The 16,916-nt window shown below is 38.0% G+C and carries 20 protein-coding genes; 15 read left to right on the top strand and 5 right to left on the bottom strand.

Annotation, left to right across the window (positions count from 1 at the left end; all coding sequences use genetic code 11):
* Positions 1 to 9 precede the first annotated feature (9 nt).
* Complete coding sequence (locus AC1TO4_RS04795; protein WP_482104398.1) at positions 10 to 513, bottom strand: DUF1189 family protein; 504 nt, start codon at positions 511 to 513, stop codon at positions 10 to 12.
* A gap of 185 nt (positions 514 to 698) precedes the next feature.
* On the opposite strand from AC1TO4_RS04795, the gene AC1TO4_RS04790 reads away from it, so the two are divergent.
* From AC1TO4_RS04790 to AC1TO4_RS04775, 4 genes are all read left to right on the top strand, one after another.
* Positions 699 to 2,330 carry a Na/Pi cotransporter family protein gene (locus tag AC1TO4_RS04790; protein ID WP_482104397.1) on the top strand — a complete coding sequence of 544 codons (1,632 nt, stop codon included), beginning with the start codon at positions 699 to 701 and terminating at the stop codon, positions 2,328 to 2,330.
* Between the two features lie 22 nt (positions 2,331 to 2,352).
* Complete coding sequence (locus tag AC1TO4_RS04785; protein WP_482104396.1) at positions 2,353 to 2,835, top strand: DUF456 domain-containing protein; 483 nt, start codon at positions 2,353 to 2,355, stop codon at positions 2,833 to 2,835.
* Between the two features lie 99 nt (positions 2,836 to 2,934).
* Positions 2,935 to 3,537: a superoxide dismutase gene (locus AC1TO4_RS04780; protein ID WP_482104395.1), complete on the top strand. Its 603-nt coding sequence runs from the start codon at positions 2,935 to 2,937 to the stop codon at positions 3,535 to 3,537.
* A gap of 123 nt (positions 3,538 to 3,660) precedes the next feature.
* Positions 3,661 to 5,811 (top strand): peptidoglycan D,D-transpeptidase FtsI family protein, encoded by a 2,151-nt coding sequence (locus AC1TO4_RS04775; protein ID WP_482104394.1) that lies wholly within the window; start codon positions 3,661 to 3,663, stop codon positions 5,809 to 5,811.
* Between the two features lie 40 nt (positions 5,812 to 5,851).
* Here AC1TO4_RS04775 and AC1TO4_RS04770 read toward each other — a convergent pair whose 3' ends face one another.
* Positions 5,852 to 6,343, bottom strand: a complete 492-nt coding sequence (locus AC1TO4_RS04770; protein ID WP_482104393.1) for a hypothetical protein — start codon at positions 6,341 to 6,343, stop codon at positions 5,852 to 5,854.
* Entirely contained in the window at positions 6,340 to 6,702 is a 363-nt protein-coding gene (locus tag AC1TO4_RS04765; protein WP_482101810.1) for a hypothetical protein, read from the bottom strand. The genes AC1TO4_RS04770 and AC1TO4_RS04765 overlap by 4 nt, the downstream gene beginning before the upstream one ends.
* 171 nt (positions 6,703 to 6,873) lie before the next feature.
* Between AC1TO4_RS04765 and rpmG the strand changes: the two genes are divergently transcribed.
* The 5 genes from rpmG to AC1TO4_RS04740 all read left to right on the top strand — a co-directional run bounded on the left by rpmG (position 6,874) and on the right by AC1TO4_RS04740 (position 11,054).
* The gene (rpmG, locus tag AC1TO4_RS04760) at positions 6,874 to 7,023 is read left to right on the top strand and encodes a 50S ribosomal protein L33 (protein WP_179391711.1); all 150 of its coding nucleotides are present in this window, start codon (positions 6,874 to 6,876) and stop codon (positions 7,021 to 7,023) included.
* A gap of 62 nt (positions 7,024 to 7,085) precedes the next feature.
* A complete protein-coding gene (locus AC1TO4_RS04755) occupies positions 7,086 to 7,667 on the top strand; it encodes a 5-formyltetrahydrofolate cyclo-ligase (RefSeq protein WP_482104392.1) in 582 nt (193 codons plus the stop codon).
* A complete protein-coding gene (locus AC1TO4_RS04750; protein WP_482101808.1) occupies positions 7,664 to 7,852 on the top strand; it encodes a YqgQ family protein in 189 nt (62 codons plus the stop codon). Before AC1TO4_RS04755 ends, AC1TO4_RS04750 begins: the two co-directional genes overlap by 4 nt.
* A 138-nt stretch (positions 7,853 to 7,990) precedes the next feature.
* Positions 7,991 to 9,883 carry an LTA synthase family protein gene (locus tag AC1TO4_RS04745; RefSeq protein WP_482101807.1) on the top strand — a complete coding sequence of 631 codons (1,893 nt, stop codon included), beginning with the start codon at positions 7,991 to 7,993 and terminating at the stop codon, positions 9,881 to 9,883.
* A gap of 73 nt (positions 9,884 to 9,956) precedes the next feature.
* The gene (locus tag AC1TO4_RS04740) at positions 9,957 to 11,054 is read left to right on the top strand and encodes a YqgU-like beta propeller domain-containing protein (protein WP_482104391.1); all 1,098 of its coding nucleotides are present in this window, start codon (positions 9,957 to 9,959) and stop codon (positions 11,052 to 11,054) included.
* Positions 11,055 to 11,190: 136 nt separating this feature from the next.
* On the opposite strand, the gene AC1TO4_RS04735 is transcribed toward AC1TO4_RS04740, so the two are convergent.
* Entirely contained in the window at positions 11,191 to 11,367 is a 177-nt protein-coding gene (locus AC1TO4_RS04735) for a DUF2759 family protein (RefSeq protein WP_482101805.1), read from the bottom strand.
* 159 nt (positions 11,368 to 11,526) lie between these two features.
* On the opposite strand from AC1TO4_RS04735, the gene AC1TO4_RS04730 reads away from it, so the two are divergent.
* Positions 11,527 to 12,165 carry an MBL fold metallo-hydrolase gene (locus tag AC1TO4_RS04730; protein ID WP_482101804.1) on the top strand — a complete coding sequence of 213 codons (639 nt, stop codon included), beginning with the start codon at positions 11,527 to 11,529 and terminating at the stop codon, positions 12,163 to 12,165.
* A 61-nt stretch (positions 12,166 to 12,226) separates the two neighbouring features.
* Here AC1TO4_RS04730 and AC1TO4_RS04725 read toward each other — a convergent pair whose 3' ends face one another.
* Positions 12,227 to 12,469, bottom strand: a complete 243-nt coding sequence (locus AC1TO4_RS04725; protein WP_482101803.1) for a DUF2626 domain-containing protein — start codon at positions 12,467 to 12,469, stop codon at positions 12,227 to 12,229.
* 321 nt (positions 12,470 to 12,790) lie between these two features.
* On the opposite strand from AC1TO4_RS04725, the gene comGA reads away from it, so the two are divergent.
* The 5 genes from comGA to AC1TO4_RS04700 all read left to right on the top strand — a co-directional run bounded on the left by comGA (position 12,791) and on the right by AC1TO4_RS04700 (position 16,787).
* On the top strand, positions 12,791 to 13,600 hold the full coding sequence (comGA, locus tag AC1TO4_RS04720; RefSeq protein ID WP_482104390.1) for a competence type IV pilus ATPase ComGA: 810 nt from the start codon (positions 12,791 to 12,793) through the stop codon (positions 13,598 to 13,600).
* Between the two features lie 530 nt (positions 13,601 to 14,130).
* Complete coding sequence (locus AC1TO4_RS04715; protein WP_482104389.1) at positions 14,131 to 14,475, top strand: hypothetical protein; 345 nt, start codon at positions 14,131 to 14,133, stop codon at positions 14,473 to 14,475.
* 357 nt (positions 14,476 to 14,832) lie between these two features.
* Positions 14,833 to 15,402, top strand: coding sequence for a hypothetical protein (locus tag AC1TO4_RS04710; RefSeq protein ID WP_482104388.1), 570 nt, complete (start codon positions 14,833 to 14,835; stop codon positions 15,400 to 15,402).
* A gap of 304 nt (positions 15,403 to 15,706) precedes the next feature.
* Positions 15,707 to 16,162, top strand: coding sequence for a hypothetical protein (locus AC1TO4_RS04705; RefSeq protein WP_482104387.1), 456 nt, complete (start codon positions 15,707 to 15,709; stop codon positions 16,160 to 16,162).
* 172 nt (positions 16,163 to 16,334) lie between these two features.
* Positions 16,335 to 16,787: a DUF4279 domain-containing protein gene (locus AC1TO4_RS04700; protein ID WP_482104386.1), complete on the top strand. Its 453-nt coding sequence runs from the start codon at positions 16,335 to 16,337 to the stop codon at positions 16,785 to 16,787.
* The last annotated feature ends 129 nt before the right edge of the window (positions 16,788 to 16,916 follow it).

Here is a 16,916-nt window from a genome sequence, read left to right as displayed (position 1 = left end):
GGGGAATATTCATCTAGTTATTTTTGGATAATACTTAGCCGCCGCTGCGATATATGCTAGATGAATAGAAAATGTGATTACTGTACTGAAGGTCTTTAGTGCAGGCAAGAAATCGAGTCCTATCGTCATAAGAATTGGTAAGGTAATCGCAATAGCAGAAGTTCTCCACATATGACGATACTCACCACGTCTTTTCATCAGTTTCAACACAATTATTCCTATTAATCCAAAAAGACTAACCCTGAGGAATATGTAGGAAGTGCTGATGACGAGTTGGAGCAGGAAGGCCATTGGATAGACCAGTCCGCCAATTGTTTCACCGTGTTCCAATTGTTCGGGTGAGGCCTCGAAGAGAACCTCGTTCCCTCCCAGGTAACGTATGAATGAGAGGGTTGTAAAAAGAGCAACAAAAATGAATATATAGCTGAACACCTTGCCAATCGGAAGTAAGCGGAATGCAGCTAGTTTTTTGGGTTCAAATAGGGATGCTTTAAATAGCTGGTGGAACTTCATTTTTTACCTCCTCCATCTATTCTAATTCTATCATTTTGTCCACAACAATATCTGACAGTATGATGACACTTCTAAAACTGATTGTAAAGGGATTGTAAAGTTTGGATTGCTTCTATTTACAATTCGATACAGCTATTCCCATAATAAGATGCACTATATAAAGTTAGATGGAGGTCGACTGCATAATGGAAGTTAACTGGCAGGAGATGTTGTTCCAGTTTCTTGGTGGACTCGGAATTTTCTTGTTCGCAATCAAGTATATGGGAGACGGACTTCAAAAAGCAGCCGGGGATAGGTTGCGTGCAATTCTTGATCGTTTCACGACGAACCCGTTCATGGGCGTATTGGTCGGAATTATTGTTACAGTCTTGATTCAGTCTAGTTCAGGTACGACTGTCATTACGGTGGGACTTGTCAGTGCCGGTTTCATGACACTTCGTCAAGCGATTGGCGTGATAATGGGTGCAAATATCGGGACAACGGTTACGGCTTTTATCATCGGATTAGATGTAGGGGCGTATGCACTTCCAATTATGGCTGTTGGTGCATTTCTAATCTTTTTCATTAGAAAGAGCTCAATTAGAAACTTGGGTGAAGTCATCTTTGGCTTTGGAGGTCTATTCCTGGGCCTTGAACTAATGAGTGGTGGTATGAAGCCTCTCAGGGAATTGGAAACATTCACGGATCTTATGGTTTCCATGAGTGACCAACCAATGTTAGGTGTCGTTGTTGGAACGGTATTTACACTAATTGTTCAAAGCTCGAGTGCTACGGTTGGGATTTTACAGGGTCTTTACGCTGAAAATCTTGTAGACATTCACGGAGCTCTGCCAATTCTATTTGGTGATAATATTGGAACGACAATAACAGCGGTTCTTGCGTCAATCGGCGCATCAGTAGCGGCAAAGCGTGCAGCTGCTACACATGTATTGTTTAATATTGTTGGGACAATTATCTTTATGTTGTTACTGGTACCTTTCACGGCATATATAGTGTGGTTATCAGATGTACTCGATCTTGAAAATAAAATGCAAATTGCTTTTGCGCACGGTACGTTCAATATTGTGAATACGATTATTCAGTTTCCTTTAATTGGAGCTTGGGCTTGGTTGGTTACAAAATTGATTCCCGGTGAAGATGTTACGATCGAGTACAAACCGAAACATCTGGACAGGCATTTTATAGAACAATCACCAGCTGTTGCAATTGGACAAGCGAAAGAAGAAATTATTCGAATGGGTGAATTTGGGGTGCGTGGTTTGCAAGAGTCTTTTGAGTATTTAAAGACAGGCAATAAAAAACATGCGGAGACGGCATATCAAATTGAAGATGCCATCAATAACCTTGATCGAAAAATTACAGACTATTTAGTTGAGATTACAACAGTAAGTATTTCGCCGGTAGAATCTGCACGTCACTTCATGCTTATGGATACTGTGCGTGATATTGAGCGGATAGGTGATCACTTCGAAAACATTGTAGAACTTATTGATTACCGCGATGTAAACCGAGTTAAACTGACAGCAGATGCAATGGATGACTTAACTGAAATGTTCACATTAACGATTGAAACAGTTCAAAAAGCCGTCGAATCACTTAACTCGAATGATGTTGATTTGGCCAGAATGGTGGCTGAAAAAGAGGTTCTCATTGATAGGATGGAACGGAAATTCAGAAAGAATCACATTTTAAGGCTAAATGAGGGTCGTTGTACAGCGCAATCGGGAATGGTGTTTGTAGATATTGTCTCTAATTTAGAGCGAGTCGGTGACCATGCTGTGAATATCGCGGAAGCAATTCTTGGAAACAGAGCATAATCGTTTTTAGGGGGATGAATTTATGGAGTTTGTAGGTTGGATTGTTGCGATTGCTATGTTTATTATTGCTTTTGCCGGACTCGTATATCCAATCATTCCGTCAGCCCTCTTTATAGTTGGAGGTTTCCTCCTATATGGATTTATCGATACATTTGACGGAATGACTATATGGTTTTGGATTATTCAAATGTTGTTCGTTATCTTGTTGTTCGGCGCAGATACATTGTCGAATCTCGTCGGTGTGAAAAAATTCGGTGGTTCTAAGGCTGGTATGTGGGGAAGTACAATCGGACTTTTAATTGGTCCTTTTGTTATTCCGGTTGCGGGTATTTTAATTGGCCCATTTCTAGGAGCAGTCATTGCAGAACTAGCCGTATCGCGCGCGGGAGTGAAGCAGGCGGTGAAAACAGGTATTGGTTCGCTAGTCGGATTTTTGACTTCAGTGGTGACAAAAGGGCTGGTTATGGTTATTATGATTATTGTATTTGTATTCTATGTTAGATAAAAAATGATGTAATAGTCCATTTTGTTTGAACGTTTTCAATAATTTTGCTAATGTTGAATGCGTAACGTATTTATGAATCTCTCGAGGAGGAATGTACAAATGGCTTACAAACTACCAGAACTACCTTATGCAGAAAATGCACTTGAACCACACTTTGACAAAGAAACGATGAAAATTCACCACACGAAACACCATAATGCATATGTGACGAACTTGAATAACGCACTAGAAGGAAATGAAGAACTTCTAAACAAATCAATCGAAGATCTAATTGCGAATCTTGATGCAGTTCCAGAAGACAAACGTACTGCTGTCCGCAACAATGGCGGAGGACATGCGAACCACTCACTATTCTGGGAACTACTTTCACCAGAAGGCGGCGGTAATCCTTCAGGTGCACTAGCGGAAGCGATAGATAAGAAATTCGGTAGTTTTGATGCATTCAAGGAAGAGTTTGCTAAAGCAGGAGCAACTCGTTTCGGATCTGGATGGGCTTGGCTTGTACTAAACGGCGGAGAGCTTGAAATCACGTCAACTCCAAACCAAGATTCACCAATCATGGAAGGCAAAACGCCTCTTCTTGGTCTTGACGTTTGGGAACACGCATATTACTTGAACTATCAAAACCGTCGTCCTGACTACATTTCAGCATTCTGGAATGTTGTTAATTGGGATGCGGTAGCAAAACGTTTCAGTAATTAATTTTTATTCTACTTAATTCTTCGATGAAAAGGAACCAAGCACACATCTTGTTCGTCAAGATGTGTGCTTTTCCATTTTTGAATGTTATAATTCAACATGGATAAACGAAGAAAGGAGGACAATATGAAAAAGAAGATAGGTAAGGCGGATCAAGCTAAAATACGCCAACGGAAACATATCGCTTTCCGGATGAACTTCCTATTCTTTTCTATTTTTATCCTGTTTTCAATGTTAATTTTCCGTCTTGGCTATTTACAAATCGTCAAAGGTGAAGATTATTCCCGTGCGCTGGAAAGAACGGAAGAAATCGCTGTTAATACAAGCGTACCTCGGGGCAGGTTATTTGATAGAATGGGGCATGTCCTAGTTGATAATGATCCGAAAAATGCCATTACATATACGAAGACGACATCTACCAGTTCGCTAGAAATGCTGAATATCGCTAAAAAACTATCCGAATTGATTGAACAAGATACAAAAAGGATAACAATGGGCGATAAAAGGGACTTTTGGATATTAAATCATCCCGAAGAAGCAGTTAAAAAAGTTTCTGAAAAAGAATTGATGACGCTTCAGAAGGATAGTTCACTTTCACGAATGGAAGTTCAGCGGAAGATAAATGGACTTACACGAGAACGAGTTACGAAAAAGGAAATAGATTCTTTCTCTGAAAAAGATCTTGAGGTGTTGGCGATTTACAGGGAAATGATGTCAGGTTATGCTTATTCTCCGCAAATCGTTAAAAGTGGAGATGTCTCGGAAGAGGAATTCGCAGTAGTGTCCGAGCGCCTTGGAGAATTGCCAGGTGTCGATACAACGACGGACTGGGAAAGAGTTAAGAAATCAGATAATACGATACTTGGATCAACTACAAGTCCGATAGAAGGTATTCCTAAATCAAGGGAAGATTACTTTTTGGCAAGGGATTACTCCAGGAATGACAGGGTTGGAAGAAGTTACATCGAACAATATTATGAAGAACTGCTAAAAGGACAGAAAACAATTGTGAAGAATATTAAAGACCGCAGCGGCCGTGTCGTCGAAACAAAGACAATAAACGAAGGCGAACCCGGTAAGGATTTAATATTAACGATTGATAGTGAACTGCAACAGGAACTCGAGAAAGTTGTGTCTGATAAACTTTTGGAATTGAAAAGGGGACCAAATTCGGGGGAACTGGAAAAGGCTTTCTTAGTTATGATGAATCCTAATAATGGCGAGGTTCTTTCACTTGTTGGAAAGCAAGTCGTTACTAATAAAGAAACAGGTAAGCTCGAAATTTGGGATTATGCATTTGGTACGTTCACTGCACTCCATGAAGCGGGTTCAACAATCAAGATGGCGACGCTTCTAACGGGGTATCAGGAAAATGTGGCACGTATCGGCGAAACGAAGATAGATGAACCAATTAGAATCGGTGGTTTTACAAAAAGATCACTGTTTAATCAAAACGGTAGGGTTGCTGTAAATGATATTGAAGCAATCGGTAGGTCTTCAAACGTATATATGTTCCGTATTGCATTGGCCTTGGCGAATTCTAACTATAGTTCTGAAGATTCGGCACGTATTAGAGCAAATGCATTTGACACGTTTCGACAATCATTCGCATCTTTCGGACTTGGAACAAAAACCGGTATTGACTTACCGGGTGAGTCAGGCGGCCTGATTGGCGATAGTAATTCAATAGGTATTTTAATGGATTTATCCATTGGGCAGTTCGATACTTATTCAACACTTCAGCTCGCCCAGTTTGTCTCTACGATCGCAAATGGCGGCTATCGGATAGCTCCTAAGGTACTTAAGGAGATTCGCGAACCTTCTGAAGATGGAAAAACTCTAGGCCCTCTTATTCAGGAGACGGACATTAAGGTTTTAAACAGAATAAAAAATACCGAAGCGGAGATCAACCAAGTGAAGCGCGGTATGCACTATGTCTATTACGGTCAAAACGGGACAGCCAGGAATCTCTTTGCCGGAAAAGATTATGATGCCGGTGGGAAGACGGGAACCGCACAAGCATTCAGTTCAGGAAAACCGACAATTAATTTATCACATGTCGGCTTTGCCCCTTTTGAAAACCCTGAAATTGCATATGCAATCATAATTCCTAACATATCGACAAATCAGAGAAGCTATCCATATGCGCAGAATGAAATTATTCAGCAAGCTGTGGACAAATATTTCACGCTGAAGGCAACAAGGGCTTCAGAAGGAATCACACCAAGCGTAACTCAACCAATCATCCAGGCACCTGAAGTGGAAACTGGTAAATAGAAAGAAAGTAGGGAAGCCAGAAAAATGGTTTCCCTACTATCTATTTTACAGTCGTTATTTCTTTAGCAATAGCATGGAAATCCATTGACGAATCTACTTTATGTTCACCAATCTGAATTTTACCCGTTAGCCCATTACCAGCAAGAAAGGCATCAAATATGGATGCATCTTCTATAATACCCATTCTTTCCAAATCAGCTGAGACGATTGCAGAATTCGAACCCGATTCAATCATTAAGATTGTCCTGATAGCAGTGTCTGTGGTTGGGGAGTTATTTTCAGTTACACCATCTTGCTGTTCTTTCGCTTTCTCCTCATTTTTTGCTAGGTCAGGCTCCTTAACTGTAGATATGGTTTGAGCGATAGCTAATTGTTCTTTTGTTTTGGCGAGTTCCTCTCGAAGTTCTACGACTTCACTTTGCGGTTGCTGTGCTTTGGAAGGAGTTATACGTTCGCTTTCGTTGATGAAATAGAGAATCCCACCGGCAAGAATACACGCGGTCCCGAGTATGCGTAGCATATCCTTTATCATGAAACCACACCTCTAGATTGCAATACTGCGATTACCTCTCCGTTTGTTAAGGAAGAGCGTTTAGCAATATCATTAACGGAATATCCTTGGGAATGTAAAGACAAGATTTGGTTAACGATGATTTCATGTACTGGCTTTGTTTGCTTTTTAGCTGTATTGCTTGAAGGTAGAGAACCGGCACCAATCATTAACTCTTCTTCGATAGTTTTAACTCTTTTTTTTAGGCTATTCGTTTCTTGGTGGAGACTAATTGAAACTTTCTCCAATTCGTCCGCATAGTGGGACGCAGAATTACCGATAAAAAATGATGCCAGTATACTTATAAGTCCAATAACAAGAAGAATTATCGGAATGTCCATTTCATCACTTCCTTTGCTTGCTTCTTTTGCTACCATTTTACCATATGCATTTCGTTATGGTAATTTCAATCTTTCTAGTGGACATATACTTCTGATGTGGTACACTTAATTAGTCGTATAAATCATGCTCATATAAAATTTTACATTCCTGATGAGTGGGAGGGACCAACAATGCGCGTAAATATTACACTTGCTTGCACAGAATGCGGTGAGCGCAATTATATTTCAAAGAAAAACAAGCGTAACAATCCAGAACGGATTGAAATGAAAAAATACTGCTCACGTGAAAAGAAACAAACTTTGCATCGTGAAACGAAATAATCGCTCAGACCAAAACCTTCATCGGTTTTGGTCTTTTCATTTCAGAACTGGGGGTAAGAAAATTGAGTAAAGATTTTTTGAGGAGACAAATGCTAGTTACATTGAATAATATGAGCAACGCAGATCACAAAAAGAAGTCGTTGGAAATTACTCAAAAAGTACTTGAATCGGATGAATTTCAAAGTGCGGGCACAATCGGGATAACGATTTCTCGTTATCCCGAAGTGGACACACGTGCGCTTATCGAAGCGGCTTGGAAAACTGGGAAACGAATTGCTGTACCTAAATGTTTGCATGCAACCCGTGAAATGGATTTTCGTTCTATAACTACGTTCAACAGTTTAGAAACGGTCTATGTCAATCTTTTGGAACCAATTATCGAAGAAACGGTTCCTGTTGCAAAACATGAAATTGATTTGCAAATTGTACCCGGCGTAATTTTTTCCGATGAGGGTTACAGAATTGGTTTTGGTGGGGGTTATTATGACCGTTACATGAGCGATTTTAAAGGTGCTACATTATCATTGGCATTTTTATGTCAGACAGGTCAAGAGGTCCCTATTGAATCCCACGATGTTCCTGTCAATAAAATTTTTACCGAAGAAAAGGTTATCATCAGCCAAAATGGAGGAGACTGTGAGTGAAAGACTTTTATGGGGTCCTCCAATTACTAAAGCGATTTGGCATATATGTCTATACAGGAAATAAAATTGATGATATTGATTTTGTACAATCCGAAGTAAAGGACTTATACGAAAGTGGACTCCTGATGAAGGAAGACTACTTGAAAGCTATCCTCATATTACGTCAAGAAGCAGCTAAATTATGAAATAGGGACTGGGAATATCATTCTCATGGACTTTTTTTCAACGTATTGTGAAACTATTGCTCAGTTACAACGTCTAAAATGTAGTAAGATTAAGAACGACTTGTTTTTATATCATTTTTTTTGAAAGGAAGAGAAGGAATGAAAAAAATAGTATGGCCTAAACATTCCGTACTCATCGTCGCAATTGTCGCAACATGGTTAACAACATATTTCGGTTATATTACAAGTTTTAATATGAAAATCGATAATATGATGCAGGAATTCATTCTGTTTTTGAATCCTCTTAGTTTTCTTCTATTCGTATATGGTATTGCGCTATTCATCAAGAGTACGAAAAGACGTAACTTCTATTTACTTACAGTAAGTATGTTAACTTCAATTATTATGTTTAGTAATGCAGTTTTTTATAGATTCTTTAATGACTTCATTACTGTACCTGTTCTATTTCAAACGAGTAACTTCAGTGATCTTACATCATCGGTTACTGCCAATATTCATGCAACGGATATATTTTTTTTCACGGACGTGCTAATCATCTTGTTGGCAATCCGCTTTATTCCGAAAAATAATAGCGTTGAACAACGGAGTAAAATTGCACGCAAACTTTACTTTGTCATGTCAGCTGCAATTATGATGGTGAATTTGGGCCTTGCCGAAATGGAAAGACCACAATTATTAACACGTAGTTTTGATAGAGAACTTCTCGTGAAAAATATCGGAACGTATAACTACCATATTTATGATTTGTTTATTCAGTCCAAGACCCACGCTCAACGTGCGCTTGCAGATGGCAGTGAACTTGTCGAAGTAAGTAACTATATTAATGCGAACTACGCTGCTCCCGATCCAGAGATGTTTGGTGCTGCGGAAGGTCGTAATGTAATTGCCATCTCTCTAGAGTCCTTACAGTCGTTTGTCATTAATGAAGAGATGGATGGACATGTCATTACACCATTTTTAAACGAATTATCGAAGGATCCTGATACATTCTATTTTCCTGAGTTTTATCATAACACCGGTTTAGGAAAGACGTCGGATTCAGAGTTCATTCTTGAAAATTCACTTTACCCTAGAAATGGTAGCGCAGTATTCTTCACGAATAGTGGAAATACGTACAATTCAATGGCTGAAAGACTTGGCGAAGAAGATTACTTCACAAATGTAATGCATGCAAATAATCGGAGTTTCTGGAATAGAGATATCATGTATAACTCTCTAGGAATCGATAAATTCTATGATTTAGAAAGTTACAGTGTGGGTGAGGGGCAAGCAGTCAACTGGGGTATGAAAGACATACCATTCTTAGAACAGTCAGTGGACATTATGAAAGATATGCCGCAGCCTTTCTATTCGAGATTGCTTACATTAACTAACCACCATCCATTCACATTGGATGAAGAAGATAAACTTATTCCAGAGTATACATCCAATTCAGCCACATTGAATAGATATTTCCAAGCCGTGCGATATATGGATGAGGCTATCAAAGTTCTCTTCGATGACTTGAAAGCAAACGGTTTGTATGATAATTCAATTATCGTCATGTATGGCGATCATTACGGCATTTCCGAAAATCATAATAAGGCAATGGGAATGTACTTGGACAAAGAGATTACACCTTTTGATAATGCGAAACTGCAAAGGGTTCCACTGTATATCCATATTCCGGGTCATGGAAAAGGAAAAACAGTTGACCAAGTTTCATCACAAGTAGACTTGAAACCTACAATTCTTCACTTAATGGGTATAGATACCAAGGATGATATGCAACTTGGTGCTGACATCTTCTCTCCAAGTCATGAACCATTTACAATTTTCCGTGATGGACGTTTTGTAACTGATAAAAATGTCTACACGCAAGAGGTTTGTTATGATAGTGAAACCGAAGAGGAAACTGATATAAGCGAGTGTGAGCCGTTTATTGAACGTGCTATGACTGAGCTTAATTATTCGGATATGATTATTAACGGAGACTTACTTAGATTTAAAGATGAACAGACAAATTTACCTGCAGTAAATAGTAAAGAATAAAAGTGAATTGGATCTGCACGGAACTCTCCGTGCAGCCTTTTTTTAACCTAAATACGGAAAAGGGGGAGACGCGGTGAGAAAAAGGTTATTCATCTTTTGTGTAGCACTCCTGTTGGTAACAGGATGTACAGAAGAGACTGATGAAATCATTGAAAACTCAAAAGACCTTGAAGAAAATGCGTTTAAAGAAGTGAAAGAAAAAGAAATTAGTAAGACATTAACAGCTGACTCCGCAAAGTTCCATTTTGTAGTGGATTGGTTAACAGAGACCAAGATTGTCTATGTCGAAAAGGAAAATGGGCTTTATCTATTGAAAACATTTGATTTGGAATCAGGTCAATCAGATATTGTTTATGAAGAAAGTTCTATAATTATTGATGTTCTAATCCACCCTTCTAAGAATTATTTTTTACTACATACTAGCGATAATTCCACGTCTGCAATAATTAAGATAGTCAGTATGGATGGCGCGATACATGATGAAATTAAAGTTGCATCCACAGAGCTGGAAATTGAATGGAACGATATCGATCCATCACTCATCCTTTTCACAGCTTTTCATGAAGATTGGACATTCGATTTGCTATTATATAATGGGGAAAAGAAATCTCTAGAACTTTTAGCGATAGAAGATCCTTTTCCGAAATGGCTTGGCAAAGACAAGGTTGCAGTCAGTCAAATTGAGGGGCACATACTTGATGGAGGAGAAATACATATTTTTGAGCCCGCCACTGAAAAATGGGACCAATTAGAGGTGGATGAAGTCGTTTATTTTGATACATATGAAGAGTCACTGCTTGTTGTTACAGTGAATGAGGAGACAGATGCGCATTACTCCATTATGGACAAGGACGGAAAGATTCGTTCTGAATGGATGATGCCTGTTATTAGTAATTATTCGGAATGGGTTATCCCTAAAGTTGAATGGATTTCAAAGGATACCGTATTGCTTTCTTCTCCTGTAGAGGGGGGGCAACTTGATGAACTCCTTTCACCCTATCGACTAATACGAGTAACTGAAGGACGTCAAGATGTTGTAGCTGATGAAATCGCATCTGGCCTTCTTCGTTGTTCACCTTCGGGAGAAAAATGTTTAACAGGCAATTCCTCGGAAAATTTGATTGATGTAGTTTCCGCGGTTGAGAATTTGTGGCTAAATTTTACTGAATGATAGAACACTGAGACTGGGCGTCTGCTAAAGCACGACCCGGATGGATTTGTGAATTGACTATATTTTGAGAAGTTAATAGTTCTATTCAAAAAAAGACTCTCCTGCGAATTAACGCAGGAGAGTCTTTTTGTTCTAATTATGCAGTAGGTGGGAACCCTTGAAAAACAAGTGTAGCAATTGTGAAGCCGCCGAAAATAACTGCAGCTCCAAGATTAAATAAAATACTTAAAGCGTTTCGTTGCTTGAATGCTTGGACTGTACCAACAACCGCTAAGATTGCGATGAGTCCAAAAATGACCATCAATAAGTTCATAGGGATGACACTCCTTTCAACAATAAAAAATGAATGCCGATTTAGCGATATTCCTCTTCTATTGTACTGTTTCCAAACATTTTTGTCGAGGTATATAAGTGACGATTATTTGAAATTGTATTTCATCTTGCGTAATATGTTTTGAAGGAGGTGGAGGCCATGCTTAAAATCAATACATACTCGCTTGGACCGATACAGACAAATTGTTACATCATAAGTGATGAAGCGGGTAATTGCCTAATCATAGATCCTGGTGAAGAAAGTGGACGGCTTATTAATAAGATAAAAAGCAAGGAACTAACCCCGATTGCGGTTCTTCTGACTCATGGGCACTTCGATCATATCGGAGCAGTTGAGAGTATTAGAGATCGCTATAACATTCCAGTCTATATTCATGAAGAGGAGCAAGATTGGCTCCTGGATCCAAAACTGAATGGATCTGCCAAATATCCACAACTACCGGATATATATTGCAAAAAAGCAGATGAAATTATTTTCAATGAAGGAATAATGTCTATTGGACCATTTACCTTTGAGGCAAGGCATACACCTGGCCATTCTCCAGGAAGTGTTTCGTACGTCTTTACATCATCTCGCTTCGCGATTGTAGGAGATACATTATTCAAGCAAGGTGTTGGTAGGACGGATTTACCTGGAGGAAATACGGGAGTTTTACTTACATCTATTCATGACAAGTTATTATCTTTAGATGATGATTTTGTAATTTACCCTGGACATGGAGCTCCAACTAATCCCGGGGATGAAAAAGACTCAAACCCTTTTTTGAACGGATTTTAAGCGAATGATTCATTTAAAACAAAAAAACAGCCAGAAATAGGCTGTTTTTTTGTATGTACTATTAGTGGCCAGCGCCAGGTACGTGAATAAACGTTGAGTAGTAGCTGAAACCAACCATAAACACCATCAGATAAGCTCCGAATAGGTACATGTACATACGCTCTGTCAGGTTCAAATATCCAAGTAGTAGGAAGAACCCTGTGTTCGCAACAAAAAGAAGTGCGGCTGGCAGCATGTCTCCAATATAAAACATTACTGCGAAAATACCAGTCCAGAAGCCCATCAACTTAAACATGTTATCCATGTGCGTCCCTCCTTAATAAAACATTACAATAAGCTCCCATTCATTATAAAGGATAACAACTGCAGATGTAAACTCCAATCGTTCTTTCATTGTGACAAAGACGTGTATAAGCTGTATTTTTATGAAAAATGAGATTTACTAGGTAAAAAAAGGCCAAATATGAAATATCCCTTCTTTTCCGCGATACACAATTCGACTTTGAAGGAAAGTATTCCAATCTGCAATTCGAAATCGTATAATATGACATAGGTTGAATGCAGATTATTCAACCTATTAAGCATTTAAATACCGTTGCATTTAAAAAAGAAAGAGGGGTGTTTAATGATTAGAAATGACAACGTAGTAGAACAGAAAAGTTTTCAACTCTTAGAAAAAGCGATTAAATATGAAGCTTCAGATATCCACCTTATCCCCACGAAGGAAGGATATGATATATCCTTCAAAAAAGATTTGAAACTGGACCGGTCTGGAACAATTCCCCCACAGTTAGCGGGCCGTATGATTTCATTTTACAAATTTTTGTCCTCACTCGACATCAGCGATAAACGTAAACCCCAAAGTGGTTCATTTCACAAACAATTCCAAGGAGAAAATTTTTCTTTTCGCGTATCAACAATCCCTTCAATTCAAATGAAAGAAAGTGTTGTCATTCGGCTGCAAAGGCATGACCGGATTGTTTCCATCGACGAGCTCTGTATGGAGAAAGAATGGGCAGATAAATTGCGTCAGGCGATGTCTGAGCCGCAGGGACTGCTTCTATTGACCGGTCCGACTGGAAGTGGAAAGACGACTACTATCTATTCTTTAACGGCCCATTGTGTAAATAATCTTGAGCGACATGTGATTACATTGGAAGATCCTGTTGAAAATAATCATTCACATCTTCTACAAATTCAAGTAAATGAGCGTTCCGGCATGACATACTCCGCTGGCCTTAAAGCGATATTGCGCCATTCACCTGATGTGATCATGATAGGTGAAATTCGAGACAGTGAAACCGCTAAAATCGCAGTTCAAGCAGCATTGACCGGTCATTTGGTATTAACTACTGTTCACTCCAAGGATCCTGTCGGTTGTTTTTATAGGATGATGGATTTTGGTGTTTGTAATCCTTTTCGATGTTTGACATAGCATCTTAGAGATTGAGATAACTTTTTAGGGATTGAGACGAGAAATGCTCATATCCCTTGATACCACAAAGGTTAGTTTCATTCGCGTGAGACGACCTGATTTTTGCGGAAATTACAAAAAAATTATGTCAGAGAGATAGATATAGGATTTTGTAAAGTCGCAGAGATTGACATAGCATTCACCTCTGTACAATCAGAAAGACAAAAACCTCATCGTTCTATAACACAATACGGTTCAAGCAGTCGTTAAACTGCACAGGGCGTTCGTATATAGGTTTCTTCAATGCATTCAGATCCGTTCGTAGTCAACTGAAACAGCGCGCCCTAACGACCTTAAAACGCTCTATCTTTTGATATTGCTAGGAATTTGGGAATTACCGTAGAGAATTTATTTATACCATTAGAGTATAGGGGAAAAGATTGGTAAACCAAATCGAAAGAATAGTTGAACTAGGATAAATAATTTATTCATGTTAATATAATTACAATAATAGGATGTAAAAAGTTGGGGAAATATTGGGAGGTTTATTTATGAAAAGAAAATCAGTTCTTATTCTTGGTTTTGTAGGAGTTCTCGCACTATCAATTGGTTTTACGAAAGACTTGCAAGGCACAAAGGTATTTGCACAAAATGAACAACCAAAAGTAGAAGTTGGACAAACAGGCATTAATAGCGGAGATCAAAACAAAGTAATAACAAGAGAGGTACAAGAAACTAGAGAAAGTATGTTAGCTGAAGAAGCTGAAGGAAAAGATGTTTCTACAGTTATAACAGCGAAAGAGCAAGAAATGGCAGAAAATATGTCAGCTCAACAAGGGTTTGTTCCACAAGAAAAAGAGACTGGTTTCTATTTTGAAAAAGAGAAAAAAAATTAAGTTTACTTGTTAAACTAGTGGGTGCTTAAGTCCAACAACAGGAGCTTCTTAGGGAGCTCTTTTTTTATATTCAACAAACGGGCAGGTTAGTTGAAGAAGTTCAGAAGAAGATTGGAGAAATTAACTAATAGGGGGGATACAAATAGTTTCTAGCAAAGATATTATCTTGCGCAATAGCTGCTGACAGGAGATTCACTATGCTGTTTTAACGGTTATACCATATACAATTATCAAGTTATTTTCTATACAAAAGAAAATAACTTGTAGATAAGGTTTTGAATATTTTTTGTTTTACATAAATCCCTAAAGGATTCTGATAATATTATAAGTGAGGTCTATTACAAAGGGGGAATATAATTGAAACGATTTATTATACTTTTAGGTTTTATATCTCTTTTTATACTTTTAACTGCTTGCTCTTCTAAACCATCCGTTGAACTTGTGAGTGCAAGTGTAGATATTGTTAATGATATCAATCGGGTTGGTGCCATAGGTATAACTGAAGGCGATAAAAAGGGGCAGGAACTTGTGCCAACCGCATTGTACTATGAGTTTACAATTAAAAATATTGGAAATAAAAAAATTGGAGATCCAGCTAACAAGGGTTTAGATATAAAAATTGAGCCTAATGACGATTTAGTTGCTTCATCCAAAGCAATAATTGGTTTTAATATTTTTAATCCATCCGAATATGACGAAAGTGGAATGGGTTACGGTGAAACCTATGAATCAGTTATTAAGCTTGATCAAGAGGGGAAATTTACTCTTCACTATGATTTAGGTGTAAGCGAAGAAAATCCCAACGTTCGATTTCTTGTACCATCAAAGGAACAATTAAAGAAAATTAATGATAATGCTTTAGATGCCACTTTAATCGTATTTTTTGAAGATAAAGAAATAGCTCGTTTTGATTTGAGAGAGAAATAATTAAATTAGCTATTTTATATTCGGGAAAGTAAACGTTAATGTAAAAGGATCGGTGCTATAGCTAACAGGTTCTCTTTTTGGGGACAAAAAGTTTGAGGCTTCCGATTATGCTACTGAAATGGGGTGACCTTTTTGTTATTGGTCTAACGGATGCTTTAGTTGAATAACAGGGGCTTCTTAGGGGCTCTTTATTCTTATTGAACTAACGGGGCAGTTTAGTTGAACAAAAATTGTTGAGTAGTAGGAAGTTGAGTACAATTTATATATGATTTTCATAAAAAATGATTATAGTTGGGAGTCCTTTATGAAAAAGTATGAAAAAATGTTAGTAGCCTTTAATGTTGAGGAATTTAATTGTTTTGCTAATCAAGGGGAATGGCTTTATATCGCAAATAAACGAGATACAAAAAAGAGCCTATTTCGTTTGCCTAAATATAAATATTTCTTTGTAGCATTAAACAGTCAACGCACACCATCAGAGTATGGGGTAGTAAAAAGAATTGAAGGTTATATTACAGCAGCACAATTAGCCGAATTAGATTATCAAAGTAGAAAGAAAGATATATCTCTTATTGATGAAACTATATTAAACGAATATGAATTATTTCTAGAAAAGGTTAACGCTCAACCTGAACATACTCCTATGGCAGTGACTTGGCACGAAAAAGTATTACCAAAAAAGGAGAAGAAGTTAAGAGTACACAAAGTTTTCTTTACAGGTTTGACTAAAGAAGAAAAAGCAGAGCTATTTGAATTTTAACAAGTAATTAGAAATCTTTGTTTCACTAACGGGTGCAAGAGTTGAAGATGGAGGGTTGCTGCGGCAATCCTTTTCCTTATTCGACTAACGGGGCAGGTTAGTTCAAGAAGGATGATATAATAATTTTCATATAAAGATGGAAAATGAGAACTATCGGAGGGGAAAGTTTAACTTGGACAAAACTCAAGTAATGGTTTACTTCAGCTTGTATGGAGATGAGTTTCCAATTGATTATGTGACCGAAACATTGGAAATTGAACCTACAGAAACCTATAAAAAGGGTGATACCATCGTAAGACCCTTTAATCAAGAAGTTACTTCAACGAAAACCCATTATCGATTAGAAACAGCTTGGGAACTAAGTACAGGTTATCAAGATTCCTTTGATGTGAAAGTGCAAATGGACCAAATCTTAGGACAGTTAAAAAATAAAGCAGCTTTAATAAATCAGTTGAAAACGGAGTATGAACTGGAATGCCATTTCTCAATTGTTATAATAATGGAAAATGGATATACACCTGGTTTGCATATTGATAACGAACAGATTGAATTTGCAAATAGTATAAAAGCTGAATTTGATATAGATTTGTATGCGAACCCTTATGATGAAAATTTTGATGACTAAAAAAGGCAATCCTTATTCAAGTAACGGGTGCTTTCGTATTATAAGGTTAACCAGTTTTTACTGGTTGACCTTATTTTTATAGGATTTAATATATCAGTAGCCATGGTAGGACGTACGGGTGCGTGGGAC

This window comes from Sporosarcina sp. Y838, assembly GCF_056786515.1.
The sequence above is the reverse complement of the archived record's forward strand: the minus strand, read 5'-3'. Positions and strand labels throughout refer to the sequence as shown.